This is a genomic window from Burkholderia sp. MSMB1835 (genome assembly GCF_001526365.1).
In the GTDB taxonomy this organism is placed as follows: domain Bacteria; phylum Pseudomonadota; class Gammaproteobacteria; order Burkholderiales; family Burkholderiaceae; genus Burkholderia.
In genome coordinates, this window is the sequence record NZ_LOYP01000058.1 from 76,580 (window position 1) to 95,325 (window position 18,746).

Annotated in this window: 15 protein-coding genes and 1 pseudogene; 6 read left to right on the forward strand and 10 right to left on the reverse strand. The window is 68.0% G+C overall.

What is annotated here, in order from left to right; translation table 11 throughout:
- Positions 1-170 precede the first annotated feature (170 nt).
- From WS96_RS29350 to argS, 5 genes are all read right to left on the reverse strand, one after another.
- Positions 171-1,766: an ABC transporter substrate-binding protein gene (locus WS96_RS29350; protein ID WP_059837326.1), complete on the reverse strand. Its 1,596-nt coding sequence runs from the start codon at positions 1,764-1,766 to the stop codon at positions 171-173.
- Between the two features lie 476 nt (positions 1,767-2,242).
- A complete protein-coding gene (locus WS96_RS29355) occupies positions 2,243-3,016 on the reverse strand; it encodes an SDR family oxidoreductase (protein ID WP_059837328.1) in 774 nt (257 codons plus the stop codon).
- Between the two features lie 19 nt (positions 3,017-3,035).
- Entirely contained in the window at positions 3,036-3,674 is a 639-nt protein-coding gene (locus WS96_RS29360) for a thiol:disulfide interchange protein DsbA/DsbL (RefSeq protein ID WP_059837330.1), read from the reverse strand.
- Between the two features lie 69 nt (positions 3,675-3,743).
- The gene (locus WS96_RS29365) at positions 3,744-4,631 is read right to left on the reverse strand and encodes an SPOR domain-containing protein (protein WP_059837331.1); all 888 of its coding nucleotides are present in this window, start codon (positions 4,629-4,631) and stop codon (positions 3,744-3,746) included.
- 135 nt (positions 4,632-4,766) lie between these two features.
- A complete protein-coding gene (gene argS / locus WS96_RS29370) occupies positions 4,767-6,548 on the reverse strand; it encodes an arginine--tRNA ligase (RefSeq protein WP_059837333.1) in 1,782 nt (593 codons plus the stop codon).
- Between the two features lie 200 nt (positions 6,549-6,748).
- Here argS and WS96_RS29375 point away from each other — a divergent pair, with 200 nt between their 5' ends.
- Positions 6,749-7,072 (forward strand): DUF1840 domain-containing protein, encoded by a 324-nt coding sequence (locus tag WS96_RS29375; protein ID WP_011353361.1) that lies wholly within the window; start codon positions 6,749-6,751, stop codon positions 7,070-7,072.
- A gap of 111 nt (positions 7,073-7,183) precedes the next feature.
- On the opposite strand, the gene metH is transcribed toward WS96_RS29375, so the two are convergent.
- The 5 genes from metH to WS96_RS29400 form a co-directional block, all read right to left on the reverse strand.
- Positions 7,184-9,901 (reverse strand): methionine synthase, encoded by a 2,718-nt coding sequence (gene metH, locus WS96_RS29380; protein ID WP_059837335.1) that lies wholly within the window; start codon positions 9,899-9,901, stop codon positions 7,184-7,186.
- A gap of 42 nt (positions 9,902-9,943) precedes the next feature.
- The gene (locus WS96_RS29385; RefSeq protein ID WP_059837337.1) at positions 9,944-11,011 is read right to left on the reverse strand and encodes a homocysteine S-methyltransferase family protein; all 1,068 of its coding nucleotides are present in this window, start codon (positions 11,009-11,011) and stop codon (positions 9,944-9,946) included.
- Between the two features lie 201 nt (positions 11,012-11,212).
- Entirely contained in the window at positions 11,213-11,470 is a 258-nt protein-coding gene (locus WS96_RS29390) for a BTH_I0359 family protein (RefSeq protein WP_006477667.1), read from the reverse strand.
- 244 nt (positions 11,471-11,714) lie between these two features.
- Entirely contained in the window at positions 11,715-12,965 is a 1,251-nt protein-coding gene (locus tag WS96_RS29395; RefSeq protein WP_059837353.1) for a DUF3108 domain-containing protein, read from the reverse strand.
- A 114-nt stretch (positions 12,966-13,079) separates the two neighbouring features.
- Positions 13,080-13,946, reverse strand: coding sequence for an IclR family transcriptional regulator (locus tag WS96_RS29400; RefSeq protein ID WP_059837338.1), 867 nt, complete (start codon positions 13,944-13,946; stop codon positions 13,080-13,082).
- A gap of 127 nt (positions 13,947-14,073) precedes the next feature.
- Between WS96_RS29400 and WS96_RS29405 the strand changes: the two genes are divergently transcribed.
- From WS96_RS29405 to WS96_RS33295, 5 genes and pseudogenes are all read left to right on the forward strand, one after another.
- Positions 14,074-15,066 (forward strand): fumarylacetoacetate hydrolase family protein, encoded by a 993-nt coding sequence (locus WS96_RS29405; protein ID WP_034208505.1) that lies wholly within the window; start codon positions 14,074-14,076, stop codon positions 15,064-15,066.
- A gap of 132 nt (positions 15,067-15,198) precedes the next feature.
- Positions 15,199-16,026: an enoyl-CoA hydratase/isomerase family protein gene (locus tag WS96_RS29410; RefSeq protein WP_059837340.1), complete on the forward strand. Its 828-nt coding sequence runs from the start codon at positions 15,199-15,201 to the stop codon at positions 16,024-16,026.
- A gap of 81 nt (positions 16,027-16,107) precedes the next feature.
- Complete coding sequence (locus tag WS96_RS29415; RefSeq protein WP_059837342.1) at positions 16,108-16,869, forward strand: PhaM family polyhydroxyalkanoate granule multifunctional regulatory protein; 762 nt, start codon at positions 16,108-16,110, stop codon at positions 16,867-16,869.
- A 24-nt stretch (positions 16,870-16,893) separates the two neighbouring features.
- Positions 16,894-18,120, forward strand: coding sequence for a patatin-like phospholipase family protein (locus WS96_RS29420; RefSeq protein ID WP_034208502.1), 1,227 nt, complete (start codon positions 16,894-16,896; stop codon positions 18,118-18,120).
- 466 nt (positions 18,121-18,586) lie between these two features.
- Positions 18,587-18,746 (forward strand): annotated as a pseudogene (locus WS96_RS33295) (ferritin-like domain-containing protein); the annotation flags it as partial.

Here is an 18,746-nt window from a genome sequence, read left to right on the forward strand (position 1 = left end):
GAAACCGTTCGCGCGGCGTGCGAGGCACGGCGGCGAAAACATTTTTGGGAAGGCTTAGTTGTTCACTTTGGCTGGCGTCCGGTATGAGGAATGAGCGCGCAGTGTAGCAAGCGCGGGGCGCGGGCCGCAAGCGAGCGGCGCGAGCGCCGTCGCTTGCACGCCACGGGCGGTTACTGCACGGAAACCGCCGCGAAGTTCTGCCGTCCGAACGGGCTCACGTGATAGCCGCTCACGTTCGGACGCGTGAGCGCGGCCGCGGTCGGGTAGCCGAGCGGAATCCACAGCGCCTGGTCGTGGATGATCTTCTGCGCCGATTCGTACAGCTTCGCGCGCTTGGCCTGATCGGCCGTCGACTTGCCGTCGGCGATCAGCTTGTCGAGTTGCGCATCGCAGAAGCGTGCGAAGTTGATGCCCGACTTCACCGCGTTGCAACTGAACAGCGGCGACAGGTAGTTGTCCGGATCGCCGTTGTCGCCGGCCCAGCCCATGAACAGCATGTCATGCTGGCCGAGCTTCGCCTGCTTGATCAGCTCGCCCCATTCGATCACCTTGACCTCGGCCTTCACGCCGATCTTCGCGAGGTCGGCCTGCAGCAGTTCCGCGCCGACCTTCGGGTTCGGGTTCAACACGCTGCCGGTCGGGCGCGTCCAGATGGTCGTCGAGAAGCCGTTCGGGAAGCCGGCCTGCGCGAGCAACTGTTTCGCCTTCGCGGGATCGTACGCATACGGCGCGACGTCCTTCGCGTAGCTCCACGTGTTCGGCGGATACGGGTTGTTCGCGGCCGTCGCGGTATTGTCGAACACGACCTTCAGGTAGGTCGCGCGGTCGAACGCGAGATTCAGCGCCTCGCGCACCTTGTCGTTGTCGAGCGGTTTCTTCTGCGTGTTCAGCGCGACGAACGCGGTCATGAACGCGGGCGTCTGCACGACCTTCAGCGCGCTTTCGCCCTTCGCGGCGAGCACGTCCTGCGGCTTCGGCGACAGCGCGATCTGGCATTCGCCGGCCTTCACCTTCTGCAGGCGTACCGACGGGTCGGGCGTGATCGCGTAGATCAGCCGGTCGACCTTCGGCTTCGTGCCCCAGTACGTCGGATTCGCGTCGTAGCGGATCAGCGCGTCCTTCGTATAGCTCTTCAGCACGAACGGGCCGGTGCCGACCGGCTTCGCGTTCAGGTCGGCCTGCTTGCCGGCCTTCAGCAGCTGGTCCGCGTACTCGGCCGAGTAGATCGACGCGAAGCCCATCGTCAGGATCGGCACGAACGTCGCGTTCGGTTCGTTCAGCACGAACTTCACCGTGCTGTCGTCGACTTTCGCGACCGACTTCACGAGCTTCACGAGGCCCATCGATTGCGCGTGCGGGAAGCCGCTCGCGCCGGCCACCTTGTGCCACGGATTCGCATCGTCGAGCATCCGCGTGAACGTGAACACGACGTCGTCCGCGTCGAGCGGGCGGCCCGGCTTGAAATAGTCGGTGGTCTGGAACGCGACGTTCGGGCGCAGGTGGAACGTGTACGTGAGGCCGTCGGCGCTCGTTTCCCATTTGTCGGCGAGCGCGGGCACGACCTTCTTCGTGGCTTCGTCGTAGGACACGAGCGTGTTGAAGATCACGTCGGCCGACGCGTTGGTCGTGACGAGCGAGTTGTACTGCACGACGTCGAAACCGTCCGGGCTCGATTCCGTGCAGACGGTGAGCGGCTTGGCGGCGGCGAGGCCGGGGGCGACAAGGGCGGCGGCGACGGCGGCCGCGGCGAACAGCTTGACGTGCATAGGATCTCCCACGTGGCGCGTGTTTTTCGCTGGATGACGGAGGCAGGCGCGGCCCGGAAGCAGGCAAGGCCGGCGCGGCTGGCGAATAGCATACCGTCAAAGCGCGCGACGCGTGAAAAAAGGCGCCGGAACGCGGCGAATTGACCGAAAAACGGCTGCGTTCGCGACGGAACGGGTGTCGATGCAGCGGAAGGTGCGGCTGAAGCGGCTGAAGCGGCGGGAAGGCGGGAAGGCGGGAAGGCGGGAAGCGGGAAGCGGGAAGCGGGAAGCGGGAAGCGGGAAGCGGGAAGCGGGAAGCGGGAAGCGGGAAGGCGGACGACGGAGAAGGCGGGGTCAGCGCGTCGAAGCATGCGGCGGACGTGGCGAATAGGCCGTGGAAGGCGTCGCCAAACCGGCGCGTGGGCGCGTGGGCGCGTCGGCGCGCCGGCGCGGCGAGAAGGCCCGGCGTACATCGCGCGGGCCGTCTCGGCGGATCGTCAGTGCGTGCCGGCCTTCGGCTTGCGCGGCGCCTTTTCGAACAGGCGATCGTACAGCCAGCGCGGCAGCACGTGCAGCACCTTCGCGACGACACCCATTTGCCATGGAATCACGCGGAACGCGTGCTGCCGGGCGATCGCGCGTGCCGCGCGCGCGGCGAAGCGGTCGGCGTCCATCAGGAACGGCATCCGGTACGGGTTGTGCGCGGTCATCGGCGTGCGAATGTAGCCGGGCGCGATCGTCACGACGCCGACGCCGGCCGGGCGCAGCTCGACGCGCAACGCCTCGAGATACTTGATCGCGGCCGATTTCGACGCGCTGTACGCGCCGGAGCCGGGCAGTCCGCGCACGCCGGCGACGCTCGCGACGCCGACCAGCGTGCCGTGGCGCGCGGCCGTCATCGGGCCGACGAACGGCTCGAACGTCGCGACCATCCCGTAGTAGTTGATGTCCATCACGTCGCGGAACGCCGCGAGATCGCCCTGGCCGGTGACGGCGCCCTGGCTGATGCCCGCGTTCGCGATCACGACGTCAGGGCAGCCGTGCGCGGCGATGAACGATGCGGCGGCCGTTGCGAGCGCATCGGCGTCACGCACGTCGGCGGAATAGACGGAGACGGACAGCGTCGGGAAACGCCGCGCGAACGCATCGAGTGCATCGGTGCGTCGCGCGACGAGCGCGAGCGTGGCGCCCTGGCGGGCGTATTCCTCGGCCATCGCGAGGCCGAGGCCGCTCGACGCGCCGGTGATGAAGACCTTCAGCGGAGTAGTCATGCCGACGCGCGGGCGGGGATCAGAGCTTCTTGTCCTGGACCTGCTTCACGAGAAAGTCGAGCACCTGGGCGGTACCCGGGATGCTGTTCGTGTAAGCCGGGCCCGTCTTGTACTTGCCCTGGACGACGACCGTCGGCACGCCGTCGATCGCGTAGTCCTTCAGCAGCTTGGCCGACTGGTTCACTTCGCCCTGCACGCTGAACGAGTTGTACGCGTCCATGAACTTCTTCTTGTCGACGCCCTGCGTGGCCAGGAAATCGGCCTGCGCCTGCGGCGTCAGCAGGTAGTTCTTCTGCTTGTGGATCGCGTTGAAGATCGCCGGCGTGACCTTCTCGGCGATGCCGAGTGCGGACACCGCATAGAACAGCTTCGAGTGCGGGAGGAAATCGTCACGGAAAGCGACCGGCACGCGCTTGAAGTCGATGTTGTTGCCCTGTTTCTTCACCCAGGCCTCGATCGTCGGCTCGAATTCGTAGCAGTGCGGGCAGCCGTACCAGAAGAACTCGATCACCTCGACCTTGCCGGCCGGCGCGGACACCGGCTGCGGCGACTTCATCACCTCGAAGTCCTTGCCGGACACCGGTGCGGCGGGCGTCGCCTGGGCCAGGCCGGCAGCCAGGCCGAGGGACAGAAGGAGCGTGCTAAGCAGTTTTTTCATGTTGTGGACGTCGAATCGGTTGCTCGGGTTACGAAACGTAACGGGTTCTGCGTGGGTGCGGCCGGCTGCTTACTGCTTCGTGAAGCGGATCACCGCCGTGTCGACACCTGCATCGGACAGGCGCTGACGGGCCGAGTTCATATCCTCGAACTTCGAGAACGGACCGACGCGCACGCGGAAATAGGTCACGCCGCTGACGTCGCGTTTCGACACCTTCGATTCGAAGCCCTGGAAGCCGAGGCGCGCACGCTGCTGCTCGGCATCGCCTTCCGTCTTGTACGCACCGACCTGCAGGAAGTAGCCGGTGTTCGCGTCGTTCGCGGTCGGCGGCTTCGCGGCCGCCGCAGCGGTGGCCGACGACGTCGGCTTCGGCGTGTTCGCGGCCTGCTGCTGTTGCTGCTGCTTTTGCGCGGCGGCTTGCTGAGCCTGCTTCTGCGCGGCGAAGCGGGCGAGGTCGTCCTCGCCGCCTTGCTGCTGTTGCTGCGCCTGTTGCGTCTTCTTCGGCGGCGGCGTGGTGTCGGCCGGCTTCGGTGCGACGGCGACGCCGTTGCCCGACGACGGCGTGTTCGACGCGGTGTTGCTCGAGCCGGTGGCGCCGTTCGTGTTACCCGACGGCGGCACTTCGACGATCTGCGGCTCGGGCAGCAGGCCGCCCTGGGTCTGGTTCGCGGCCTGGCCGGGCGCGGTGTTCGGCGGTGCGGGCTGCGCGGCCTGCGGCACCGGCTGGCCGGGCGTCTTGCCCTGCAGCGCGCGATTCGGGTCGAACTGCTGCGGCTGGCTCGCGCCGTTGTCGGCCGGCGGCGGCGCGACCTTCGACACGAACGGCGACGGCGAACGCGTGATGTAGAGCGCCACCACCACGGCGATCGCGAGGCCGACGATCAGGCCCAGCACGATTCCAAGAAATGTTCCTCCGGCTTGTTTCGATTGTTTCGAAGTGCGGCGTGGTTGTGCCATTGCTTGAGTCACCTGCAAAAAGAATCGTGAAAAGGCTGCGACGGGCATCCGGCGACGGGCATCCGATGACGGGCATCCGGCGGCGGGCGCTGCCGCGGCCAATCGCGGCCCGGTTCGGGGCCGCGCTGATATCCGTTACATCTTGGCGGGCGCGGATACGCCGAGCACTGCCAGGCCGTTCTCGAGCACCTGCCGGGTCGCGGCGAGCAGCGCGGCGCGCGCATTGCGCGGCGCTTCGTCGTCGACCAGCACGCGCTCCGCATTGTAGAACGAGTGGAATTCGCCAGCGAGATCGCGCAGATAGAACGCGACCGCGTGCGGCGCGAGCTCGTTCGCCGCATGCGTGAGCATGTCCGGGTACTCGGCCAGCTTCTGCATCAGCGATGCCGCTTGCGCGCTGGTCAGTTGCGACAGGTCGGCGCCCGGCAGTTGCGCGACGTCGACGTTGTAGCGCGACTTCAGTTCGTTGAGCACCGAGCAGATCCGCGCATGCGCGTACTGCACGTAATAGACCGGGTTCTCGTCGTTCTGTTTCAGCGCGAGGTCGATGTCGAACACGAACTCGGTATCGGCCTTGCGCGAGATCAGGAAGAAACGCACCGCGTCGCGGCCGCGCGTGATGGTCGCCTCGTCGATCAGGTCGGGCGCCGCTTCCTGGCCCGCCGCCGCGCCGCCCGACCATTCGATCAGGTCGCGCACCGTCACGTAGCTGCCCGCGCGCTTCGAGATCTTCACTTCCTGGCCGTCGCGCATCACGGTGACCATCTTGTGCAGCACGTAGTCGGGATAGCCCTTCGGGATCCCGATGTGCAGCCCCTGCAGGCCGGCGCGCACGCGCGCGATCGTGCCGTGGTGGTCCGAACCCTGGATGTTGATCACCTTCGTGAAGCCGCGCTCCCACTTCGTCACGTGATACGCGACGTCCGGCACGAAGTACGTGTACGTGCCGTCCGACTTGCGCATCACGCGATCCTTGTCGTCGCCTTCGTCGGTCGTGCGCAGCCACAGCGCGCCGTCCTGCTCGTAGGTCATCCCGGCTTTGATCAGCGCGTCGACCGTCTTCTCGACGCGGCCTTCGCTGTACAGCGACGATTCGAGGTAGTACTGGTCGAACTTCACGCCGAACGCCTGCAGGTCCATGTCCTGCTCGCGACGCAGGTACGTGACCGCGAACTTGCGGATCGCGTCGAGATCCTCGACGTCGCCCGCGCCCTTGACCGGCTCGCCGTCCGATGCGGCGACCGTTTCGCCGTTCAGGTAGTCGCGCGCGATGTCGGCGATGTACTCGCCGTTGTACGCGGCTTCCGGCCAGCCCGCGTCGCCCGGCTTCAGGCCGCGGGCGCGCGCCTGCGTCGAGATCGCCAGGTTGCCGATCTGCACGCCCGCGTCGTTGTAGTAGAACTCGCGGTGCACCGCGTAGCCCTGGCTCGCGATCACGTTCGCGAGCACGTCGCCGAGCGCGGCCTGGCGGCCGTGGCCGACGTGCAGCGGGCCGGTCGGGTTGGCCGACACGAATTCGAGCAGCACCTGCTTGCCTTTCTCGCGATCCGACGTGCCGAACGCGCGGCCCTGGTCGAACACGGCGGCGATCACCGCCTGCTTCGCGGCGGCCGACAGGCGCAGGTTGATGAAGCCGGGGCCGGCGATCTCGGCGGCTTCGACGAGGCCTTGCGCGGCCGGCTGCGCGGTGAGTGCGGCGACGATCTGTTCGGCGAGCTGGCGCGGGTTCGTGCCGAGCGGCTTCGCGAGCTGCATCGCGACGTTGCACGCGACGTCGCCGTGCGCGGCGACCTTCGGGCGCTCCAGCGTGATGGCCGGGGCGACGAATGCCGCGTCGGCGCCTTTCAGCGCGTGTGCGACCTGCTTGACGCTATCCGCGAGCAGGGCTTCGAGGGTCTGTTTGTGTGCTGGCAGCATGCTGGTAGAAGGCTTCGTTGGTGGCGGCCGGAAACGCCGGGCCGCCGGCGCGCTTTTTAAGCGCGCGTTTCAGGGATCGCAGAATTTTAACAGGTGCTAATATGCCGCTCAGGCGGCCCGCGTCCGCGAGGCCGGACGCCGGTCTGTCGGCGTTCCCCAACCGCGCCGCGCAGGCACAACAAGATGAAAAGGGAATTGTCATGATTACGTTCAAGAGCAAGGCGGCACAGGATCTCGACGTGCTGAAGGATTTCGCCGTGTATGTGCTGGGTCTCGTCGGCAAGCAGCTGGGCGAGCGCGGTGTGATCACGCACGACGAACTGGACCACGCGATCGCCAAGCTGGAAGGCGCGGTCGCGCAGGCGAAGCAGGAGCGTGCCGAGCACGCCGGCCATTTCCACGAGGACGAAGCCGACCACGCGCACCACGAAGTGCCGCCGAGCCTGGCCCAGCGCGTCGCGCCGTTCCTGACGATGCTGCGCGAGGCGAAGGCCGGCGAGGCCGACGTGCACTGGGGCTTCTGAGCTTCCTTGCCGGGCGGGTCGACAGGTTCGCCAGACAGGAAAAAGCCCGCTTTCGAGCGGGCTTTTTCTTTTGTCTGATCAAAAGGAGGCCGGGCCTCTCGTTTGCATCGGTCAGAGCTGCGGCGCGAGCGCGCGACGCGCGTCGTCGAGCGACAGCGCCATGCGCTGCGCGTAGTCCTCGAGCTGATCCTGCCCGATTTTGCCGACCGAGAAATAGCGGCTGTCCGGATGCGCGAAGTAGAAGCCCGACACGCTCGCCGCCGGCAGCATCGCCAGCGAATCCGTCACGCTCATGCCGATCTCGTCCGCGTGCAGCACGTCGAACATGTCGCGTTTCACGAGGTGGTCGGGGCAGGCCGGGTAACCGGGTGCCGGGCGGATGCCCGCGTACTTCTCGGCGATCAGCGCGTCGTTGTCGAGCGTCTCGCCGCTCGCGTAGCCCCACAGCTCGCGCCGCACGCGTGCGTGCATCGCTTCCGCGAACGCTTCCGCGAAACGGTCGGCGAGCGCCTTCAGCATGATCGCGCTGTAGTCGTCGTGGTCGGCTTCGAACTGCTTTTCCTTCGCGTCGACGCCGAGGCCGGCCGTCACCGCGAACATCCCGATGTAGTCGGCGACGCCCGATTCCTTCGGCGCGATGAAATCGGCGAGCGAGCGGTTCGGCCGCATCACGCCGTCGACCACCGGACGCACGCTCTGCTGGCGCAGGTTGCGCCACGTGAGCAGTACTTCCGAGCGCGATTCGTCGGTGTAGATCTCGATGTCGTCGTCGTTCACCGTGTTCGCCGGCAGCAGCGCGATCACGCCGTTCGCGGTCAGCCAGCGGCCCTGGATCAGCCGCGCGAGCATCGACTTCGCATCGGAGAACACGCGCCGCGCCGATTCGCCGACGATCTCGTCGTTCAGGATCGCCGGGTACGGCCCCGCGAGGTCCCAGGTCTGGAAGAACGGGCCCCAGTCGATGTAGTTCGCGAGCTCGTTCAGGTCGTAGTTCCTGAATACGCGCCGCCCGATGAACTTCGGCTTCACAGGCGTGTAGTTCGCCCAGTCGATCTTGGTCTTGTTCGCGCGCGCCTCTCCGAGCGTGACCATCGGCTGCGCCTTGCGATTCGCGTGCTGGTCGCGGATGCGTTCGTAGTCGGACTTCAGCTCGTCGAGGTACTTCGCCGCGCCTTCGTCCGACAGCAGGTTCGACGCGACCGACACCGAGCGCGACGCGTCCGGCACGTAGACGACCGGGCCTTCGTAGTGCGGCGCGATCTTCACGGCCGTGTGCACGCGCGACGTCGTGGCGCCGCCGATCAGGAGCGGGATCTTCTTCACGCGGAAGTAGTCGTCGCGCTGCATTTCGGACGCGACGTACGCCATTTCCTCGAGGCTCGGCGTGATGAGGCCCGACAGCCCGATGATGTCCGCGCCCTCGACCTTCGCCTTCGCGAGGATCTCGTTGCACGGGACCATCACGCCCATGTTGACCACTTCGAAGTTGTTGCACTGGAGCACGACCGACACGATGTTCTTGCCGATGTCGTGCACGTCGCCCTTCACGGTCGCGATGACGATCTTGCCCTTCGCGCGCACGTCGCCGCCCGCTTCCGCGAGCAGGCGCTTTTCTTCCTCGATGAACGGGATCAGGTGGGCGACCGCCTGCTTCATCACGCGCGCCGACTTCACGACCTGCGGCAGGAACATCTTGCCCTGGCCGAACAGGTCGCCGACGACGTTCATCCCGTCCATCAGCGGCCCTTCGATCACGTTGATCGGGCGGCCGCCCGCGGCGGCGATCTTCGCGCGCGCTTCTTCGGTGTCCTCGACGATGAAGTTCGTGATCCCGTGCACGAGCGCATGCGCGAGCCGCTTCTCGACCGGCTGGTTGCGCCATTCGAGGTTTTCTTCCTTCTTCGCGGCGCCGGTCTTGAACTTGTCGGCGATCTCGAGCAGGCGATCGGTGGAATCCGGCCGGCGGTTCAGGATCACGTCCTCGACGCGCTCGCGCAGTTCGGGATCGAGATCCGCGTACACGCCGAGCTGGCCCGCGTTCACGATCCCCATGTCCATCCCGGCCTGGATCGCGTGATACAGGAACACGGTATGGATCGCCTCGCGCACCGGGTCGTTGCCGCGGAACGAGAACGACACGTTCGACACGCCGCCGCTCACCTTCGCGTACGGCAGGTTCTGCTTGATCCAGCGGGTCGCCTCGATGAAGTCGACCGCGTAGTTGTTGTGCTCGTCGATGCCGGTCGCGACCGCGAAGATGTTCGGGTCGAAGATGATGTCTTCCGGCGGGAAGCCGACTTCGTTCACGAGGAAGTCGTACGAGCGCTTGCAGATCTCGGTCTTGCGTTCGTAGGTGTCGGCCTGGCCGGTTTCGTCGAATGCCATCACGACCGCGGCCGCGCCGTAGCGGCGGATCAGGTTCGCATGGTGGCGGAACGCGTCCTCGCCTTCCTTCAACGAGATCGAGTTCACGATCGCCTTGCCCTGCACGCACTTCAGGCCGGCTTCGATCACGTCCCACTTCGACGAGTCGATCATGATCGGCACGCGCGCGATGTCGGGCTCCGACGCGATCAGGTTGAGGAAGCGCACCATCGCCGCCTTCGAATCGAGCATCGCCTCGTCCATGTTGACGTCGATCACCTGCGCGCCGTTCTCGACCTGCTGGCGTGCGACGGCGAGCGCCTCGTCGAACTGGCCGTTGAGGATCATCCGTGCGAACGCCTTCGAGCCGGTGACGTTGGTGCGTTCGCCGACGTTGATGAAGAGCGTCCCGGGCGTGACGTTGAACGGCTCGAGGCCGGCAAGGCGCATCATGTGATCGGTCATGGCGGTGCGGATTCTGGTGATGAAGGACGTGGGGCGGTCGGGTCAGGCGTTGTCGCTGTACTGGTTCGGCCAGCGGCGCGGCTTCACGCCGGCGAGCGCCTTCGCGATCTCGGCGATGTGTTCGGGCGTCGTGCCGCAGCAGCCGCCCGCGAGGTTCACGAGCCCGGCCTGCGCGAATTCCTTCAGCAGGCCCGACGTGACGTCGGGGGTTTCGTCGAAACCGGTGTCGCTCATCGGGTTCGGCAGGCCGGCGTTCGGGTAGCACGACACGTAGGTGTCGCACAGCTTCGCGAGCTCGGCGATGTACGGGCGCATCAGCGCCGCGCCGAGCGCGCAGTTCAGGCCGAACGTGAGCGGCTTCGCGTGGCGTAGCGAATTCCAGAACGCTTCTACCGTCTGGCCCGACAGGATCCGGCCGGACGCATCGGTGACGGTGCCCGAGATCATGATCGGCAGGCGCTCGCCGGTGTCCTCGAACAGCTCGTCGAGCGCGAACAGCGCGGCCTTGGCGTTCAGCGTGTCGAAGATCGTCTCGACGAGGAACAGGTCGACGCCGCCGTCGAGCAGCGCCTTCGCCTGCTGGTAGTACGACGTGCGCAGTTCGTCGAACGTGACGTTGCGCGCGCCCGGATCGTTGACGTCCGGCGAGATGCTCGCCGTCTTCGGCGTCGGCCCGATCGCGCCGGCGACGAAGCGCGGTTTGTCCGGCGTCGCGTATTTCGCGGCCGATTCGCGTGCGAGCTTCGCCGATGCGACGTTCATCTCGACGACGAGATCTTCCATCCCGTAGTCGGCCTGCGCGACGGTCGTCGCGCCGAACGTGTTGGTCTCGACGATGTCGGCGCCGGCCGCGAAGTACTGGTCGTGGATCTCGCGGATGATCTGCGGCTGCGTGAGCGACAGCAGCTCGTTGTTGCCCTTGATGTCGCGCGGGAAATCCTTGAAGCGCTCGCCGCGATACGCGGCCTCGTCGAGCTTGTAGCGCTGGATCATCGTGCCCATCGCGCCGTCGAGGATCAGGATGCGCGATTTCAGCAGCGCGGGCAGGGCGGCGCCGCGCGTGTAGGGCGCGTCGAGCGGGACGGAAGCGGCGAGAGGAGTCGCAGACATGGGCGAAAGACCGGCGAAGACGGAAAACCGTCATTGTAGCCGGTGCGTCAAGCGGTCGCCGTCGCTTGCCGCGCCGGCCGGACGGCCCGTCAAACGAAAGCCCCCGCCGGCGAACCGGACGGGGGCAGGATCGGAGTGCACGCGGCGCCGCGCGGGGCGCGGCGAATGGCCCGGCCGCGCGACGCGCCGGGCCGCGAGTCGTCAGTGCAGCACGACGGGCATCATCATCAGGCTGTCGAATTGTCCGAGGAATTCGTCGACTTCGTCGAGCGACGGTTCATCCTCGATCAGCTGCTTCACGTGCGCGCGGAATCGCTCGGCAAGTTCGCCGTCGATAAAGATTTCGCGCTGCGCGTTCTTGTCGACGATTTCGTATCCGCCGGCATTCATCAGGTGATGGCCGGCCTGCGGCGCAAATTCGACGACGCAGTAGTTGGGGCTGTTGTAGATCATTTGCATGGCGGCACTCCTCTTCGCAGTGGCATCTGGCCTTGTTGTCCCCTAGGTGGGGCGAGCCTTGCCGGTTTCAAGGGGCTTGCGCTGCACACCCCGTTCTCCCGTTTGCGTGGGGTGTATCGGTTAGAAGCCGATGTCTATCAAACGTTTCTCATTGTGAGCCGGTGGACTGAAATAGTTGTTAAAGAGTGTCATCGGCCATTTTTCGGAAATCTGTAGTCGGTCGAAATTGCCGATTCGTGCGCGTTCACTGTGTGACAGCCGATGAGGCAGGCGGTTGCATCGTCGCGGGCGGTGCAGTTTGCGCGGGTGGCGCGGCCGATGCATCGGCGGCCGGTGCGGCGGCGGGCGCGTTCGTTGCGCCGCCTGGCGGTGCGGGTTCGGCAGGCACGTTCGGTGCGGCGAGGCGGCCGTGCCACAGCAGCTCGATCTGCGCACCGTTCGGCTCGCTCTGCACGAGCCGCGCGGGCAGCCAGCCGAGCGACGGCGCGAGCCACATGTCGATGCGACGCGTGTCGCCTTCGCGGCGCGGCAGGCGCATGAAGTGCCGCGCGGCGACGATGCCGGCCTGCGTCTGCACCTGCTCGTCGCCGATCACGGCGATCGGCCAGGTCTCGCCGCTGTTGTTGTCGATCACGAAGAATTGCTGCGTGACGCCCGGTTTGTAGGCGGCGGGATTGCCGCGTACGAGCCCCGACAACTGCATCAGCATGCTGAAGCGGTCCTGCACGCCGTCGGGCAGCGGCGCGTTGTTCGGCGTGCGCGTGAACACGACCTGCCGGATCTCGCGGTTGAAGATCGCGATGTCTTCCGGCCGCTTGCCGCGCTTCTCGACGTAACGGTCGGGCGCGACGCCGAACGCGTCGATGCGGCCTTCGCTGCGATAGGCGAACGGGCCGACGAACGGCACGGGCATCGATACCGACAGGTCGTAGGTGTGCCCGTCGGTGCGCCAGTGGATCGTGCCGATCATGTTCTGCATGCCGTTGTAGAACGTGTCGTACTGCAGGTCGCCGGACGGCGGCACGGCGAACTTCACGCCGGTCGTCGCGGGGCCCGGTGTCGCGGCGCCGGCGCTGGCGGACGAGGCGGCGTGTGCGCCCGAGGCGCCCGGCGTACCGCTTGCGGAGGATGCGGATGCGGCGGCAGCCGGCGGTTCGCCGTGCTCGGCGGTCTGCGTCGACGTGAGGACCGGCTCGTGCGACGGCGCGGGTTGCGGCGGGGCCGCCTGCGGCGCGGCGGCCTGGGGCGCGGCCGGACGTTCGACCGGCTTCGGCGCCGGCGGCGCCGGCTGGCGCTCGATCGCCTGCGGTTTCAGCAATTCGATCTGCACGGGGATGTCCGCGGGCGGCGGCGGCGTGAACGATTCGCGGTTGCGCATCAGCCAGAACCCGGCGAGCGCGTGCAGCACCAGCACGGCGACGAGCGCGACGCCCACGCGCAACCAGCGGCGGGGCAGGGCGTGACTCGGGCGAAGGTCGGCAGGCTGTATGGGCATCGGAACGGGATCGGGGCGCTTGCTTGACGTCGGGCGCGCGCCGCGCGCCACAGGAATCGGACCGTCGGATGCGCCGCGCGTTCGCGATGCGTGACGTGGCGTGAACCGGATGCGTCAGGCGTCGCGTGCGTCGGGACTATAGCCGAGTTCGTAAGAAAGTTTCCGGGCGCACGCGCGCAGCGCGGTGTCGATCTCGCCGCCCCACGCGATGTCGAACGAGCCTTCCTGGCCGAGCGCGACGATCGCGAGCGCGAGTTCGCCGACCGCGTCGAACACCGGCATGCAGAACGCGTGGATCGTCGGCAGCAGCATCCCTTCGACGCGCGCGGCCTGGTGCGCGCGCACGTCGGCGAGCACCGCTTCGACTTCGTCGAGCGTGCGCGGGCCGCCGTGGTGCGGCGAGCGGCGCGTGTCGGCGAGCTCGCGCTCGAGCATCGCGGCGGTCTTGCTGCGCGGCAGGTACGCGGCGAACAGCAGCCCCGTCGCGGAGCCGAGCAGCGGCATCACGTCGCCGAGCTTCAGCGACGCCTTGGCCGGATGGCTCGATTCCATCCAGTGCACGATCGTCGGCCCCTGGTTGCCCCATACCGCGATGCCGACCGTCTGGTCGAGGCGATCGCGGAATTCGGTCAGCGCGATCCGCGCGAGCTTCACGCCGTCGACGCGCGCGAGCCGCGCGAGGCCCATCTGCAACGCGAAGCCGCCCAGCTCGTAGCGGCCCGAGACGGGATCCTGCGACACGACGCCGAGCCGCGAGAAGCTGACCAGATAGCGGTGCGCCTTCGCCGGACTCATGCCCGCGCGCTGCGCGAGATCGCGCAGCATCATCGCGCGCGGCTCGCTCGTCAGCACGTCGAGCAGGCGGAAGCCGACCTCGATCGACTGGATGCCGGAACGGACCTTCTCGCCGTGGTCGCCGGAGGCGGCGTCGTCGGTATCGGAGTCGGCGAGATCGTCGTCGGGAAGTGAGCTGGCGGGCATGGGCAACGGGTGCGCGAAAATGCGTCGGGAAACGGGGCGAAAACGGCGTGCGCCATCATCGCGCGCCGCATGGATTCACCATCGTAAAATAGATTCCCTCCATCGTCACTAAAACGGCCAATCCCCTATGAAACTTGCTTCGCTGAAGGACGGCACGCGCGACGGCCAGCTGATCGTCGTGTCGCGCGACCTGCACACCGCGGCGATTGCCGATGCGATCGCGCCGACGCTGCAGCGCGTCCTCGACGACTGGGCGTTCTACGCGCCGCAACTGCGCGACCTGTACGACGCGCTGAACCACGGCCGCGCGCGCAACGCGTTCGCATTCGATCCGGCCGACTGCATGGCGCCGCTGCCGCGCGCGTTCCAGTGGGCCGACGGCTCCGCGTACGTGAACCACGTCGAGCTCGTGCGCCGCGCGCGCGGTGCCGAGATGCCGCCCGAGTTCTGGACCGATCCGCTGATGTACCAGGGCGGCAGCGACGATTTCCTGGGGCCGCGCGACGACGTCGTGTGCCCGTCGGAGGAATGGGGCATCGATTTCGAGGCGGAAGTCGCGGTGATCACCGGCGACGTGCCGATGAGCGTGTCGCCCGACGACGCGCTGAAGGCCGTGCGGCTCGTCACGCTCGCAAACGACGTGTCGCTGCGCAACCTGATTCCGGCCGAACTCGCGAAGGGCTTCGGCTTCTTCCAGAGCAAGCCGGCCACCGCGTTCGCGCCGGTCGCCGTCACGCCCGACGAGCTCGGCGACGAGTGGCGCGCCGGCCGCGTGCACCGCCCGATGATCGTCCACTGGAACGGCAAGAAGGTCGGCCAGCCCGACGCCGGCACCGACATGGTGTTCCACTTCGGCCAGCTGATCGCGCACGCGGCGAAGACGCGCAACCTGCGTGCCGGCTCGATCGTCGGCTCCGGTACGGTATCGAACAAGGACGCGAAGCGCGGTTACTGCTGCATCGCCGAGAAGCGCTGCCTCGAGACGATCGAGCACGGCGCGCCGCAGACCGAATTCATGCGCTACGGCGATACCGTGCGCATCGAGATGTTCGATGCGGCCGGCAAGTCGATCTTCGGCGCGATCGAGCAGTCGGTCGCCCCGCCCGACGGCGCGGCATAAGCCGCGCGGCGCACGCCACGCAGCGGCGCAACCCGGCTTCGGCCCGCGCGCCGGGTTTCGCCCGATGTTTGACCGCGCGGGCTTGGCTACACTCGATTCAAGCGTTCGAGCACGTCGAACAAGGAGCAGCAGATGGCCGATCTTGCCGCGTACGGCGGTTACGAAGCACTGAAGGTGACGCGCCGCGATCATGGCGTGCTCGACATCGTGATGAGCGGCGAGGGCGCGAACCGCAGCGGCCTCGCGACCGCGAACGCCCGCATGCATCGCGAGCTCGCCGACATCTGGCGCGACGTCGATCGCGATCCCGACACGCGCGTCGCGGTGATCCGCGGCGAAGGCAAGGGCTTTTCGGCGGGCGGCGATCTCGCGCTCGTCGAGGACATGGCGAACGATTTCGACGTGCGCGCCCGCGTATGGCGCGAGGCGCGCGACCTCGTCTACAACGTGATCAACTGCAGCAAGCCGATCGTGTCGGCGATGCATGGCCCGGCCGTCGGCGCGGGGCTCGTCGCCGGGCTGCTCGCCGACATCTCGATCGCCGCGAAGGACGCGCGCATCATCGACGGCCACACGCGGCTCGGCGTCGCGGCCGGCGACCACGCGGCGATCGTGTGGCCGCTGCTGTGCGGGATGGCGAAGGCGAAGTACTACCTGATGCTGTGCGAGCCCGTGAGCGGCGAGGAGGCCGAGCGGATCGGGCTGGTCTCGCTCGCGGTCGAGCCGGCCGACCTGCTGCCGAAGGCGTACGATGTGGCCGAGCGGCTCGCGCACGGGTCGCAGTCGGCGATCCGCTGGACCAAGTACGCGCTGAACAACTGGCTGCGCACCGCCGGGCCGACCTTCGATACGTCGCTCGCGCTCGAATTCATGGGTTTTTCGGGGCCCGACGTGCAGGAAGGCATCCGTTCGCTGCGCGAGCGGCGCCCGCCCGCGTTTCCCGGCGACGCGCCGTTCTGACGTGCGCGCTATGATCGAACCACGCGCGGCTGCGCGACGCACGGCGGCCGCCTCGCTCCCCCAGTCAACCAGGATGCCCGTATGACGACCGATGCCTCCGGCGCCAACCCTTTCGCCGGCTTTGCCGGGTTCCAGCCCGCCGACATGATGGACCGGATGTGGGACATGATCCGGATGTCGCCGTTCGGCGGGATGGCGCCGTTTCCGGGCGCCGCGCACGGGCTGCCGCCGTCGCTGTCGAGCATGTCCGACATGATGGCGCCGCTCACGAACGTCGAGGAGCTCGACAAGCGGATCACCGATCTGCGCGCGGTCGAGCAGTGGCTGAAGCTCAATCTCGGGATGTTGCAGTCGGCGATCCAGGCGCTCGAGGTGCAGCGCGCGACGCTCGCGACGCTGCGCGCGTTCGGCGCGTTCGCGCAAAGCTCGATGTCGGCGGCCGAGGAAGCGGCGGTGGCCGCCGCGCAGGCCGCGAAAACCGCGTCGGCGGGCGAGGCCGCGCCCGCGGCCGACCCTGCGGCATCGGCCGCCGCGGCGTCCGCCCCGGATGCGCCGGCGGGCGACCCCGCGCAGCAGCCGTTCGACCCGGCCGGCTGGTGGAACCTGCTGCAGACGCAATTCAACCAGCTCGCGAGCCTCGCGATGGCGCAGCCGGGCATGCAGCCCGCCGCGCCGGGCGCCGCGTCGGCGCAGGCCGCTGCCGCGCCGGAACCCGCCGCGAAGGCGGCCGCGGCGCCGCCGCGCAAGCCGGCCGCGAAGCGTGCGAAGCCGTCCGGCTCGGCCGCGGCCCGCGCGGCGGCCGCGTCGTCGCCCGAAACGCGTCCGCCGAAGCGCTCGACGTGATGCGGCGCAGGTAGCAGGTCGATCATGCGACTCGCGCTCGTTCTGATGGGAGGCGGCGCGCGCGCCGCATACCAGGTCGGCGTGCTCAAGGCGCTGGCCGAAATCGCGCGCGAGGCTGATCCTCAGCGGCACACGCTGCCGTTCGCGGTCGTGTGCGGCTCGTCGGCCGGCGCGATCAACGCGACGTCGATCGCCAGCCACGCGGACGACTTTTCCCATGGCGTGCGGCGCCTGCTCGAATTCTGGGAGCCGCTGCGCGCCGAATACGTGTACCGCACCGACTGGCTCGGCATCGCGGCCGCCGGCGCGCGCTGGCTCGCGACGATGACGTTCGGCTGGGCGGCTCGCCGCTCGCCGCGCGGGCTGCTCGACAACACGCCGCTCGCGCACCTGCTGCAGCGCGAGCTGAGCTTTCACCGGATCGAGCAGATGCTCGAGGCGCGCCTGCTGCACGCGCTCGCGATCACCGCGCTCAGCTATTCGAGCGGCCGGCATCTCACGTTCTACCAGGCCGCCGAGCCGATCCAGGCGTGGCGGCGCGCGCAACGCACCGCGCGGCTCGTCGACCTGTCGGCGTCGCACCTGCTCGCGTCGTCGGCCATTCCGTTCGTGTTCCCGGCCGTGCCGCTCGTGCTCGACGGGCAGATCGAGTACTTCGGCGACGGCTCGATCCGACAGATCGCGCCGCTGTCGCCGGCGATCCACTTCGGCGCGCACCGGATCGTCGTCATCGGCGCGGCCGATCCGCGGCCCGAGATTCCGGCCGCGAACGGCGCGGGCCGGGCACGCGGCTACCCGACGCTCGCGCAGATCGGCCAGCAGGTGCTCGCGAGCGTGTTCCTCGACTCGATCGGCTCGGACATCGAACGGATCGAGCACATCAACCGGATGATCGAGCACCTGCCGCACCAGGTCGAAGTCGACAGCGGCTGGCGGCACGTCGACGTGCTCGCGATCGCGCCGTCCGAGCGCATCGAGCTGATTGCCGCGAAGCACCTGAAGCAGATGCCGGCGACGATGCGCGGGCTGCTCGGCGCGATCGGCGGCAGCCAGCCGGCCGGCGCGTCGTTCGCCAGCTATCTGCTGTTCGAGGAGGCGTTCACGCGCGAGCTGATCGAGCTCGGCTACCGCGACGGCCGGGCGCAGCGGGAGACGCTCGCCGACTGGATCGCCCACGCGGACGGCGGCAGCGCGCCGGCGGCCGGCACGCCGCCCGAAGACGGCCTCGCGACCGGCGAAATGCGGGTCTGATACGCGCAGGCGCACTGTCAGGTTGTGTTTTCGCGACGGTCGGCCGCGACCGATCGCCGCACCTTGGTTGGCGGCACGCGACCGGGCGGGCGTCTCGGAACCGTCATGCACGCGTGCTATCATGGCCGCCGCCGTATACACCATATCGAGCAGCCCGCCGATCCGGCATCCGCACGGGGACCTTTCGGGGCACCCGCCTGGGGCAGGGGACGGGCGCGCCAACGAGCCGGCCAGCGCCGGCCCCCACTCAGGCAAGCGCGGCCGGCTTCGTCCGAACGGAGCGGGTTGCGGCATGCCCAACGGCGGCAACGCGGCCGCCTGGCTGCCGGACGAGGAATCGGCGTCCGGCGGGCCGGTTTCCCGCGTAAAATTACAGTCTTGGCTGCAAAAAGCGCGCGTGGCGCGCTTGCGCGGCAACAGTCACGTTTAGAGAAGTCGCATTGCGCAGAACAGGGGTGGGACCATCATGAACACCATGCTTTATCCGGAACTTTACAGGTCGCTCGAAGCTGTCCGCTGGGACATGGAGAAGGACATTCCGTGGGACAAGTTCGACGCTTCGCTGCTCACCGACGAGCAGGCGAAGACGATCAAGATGAACGCGATCACCGAATGGTCGGCGCTGC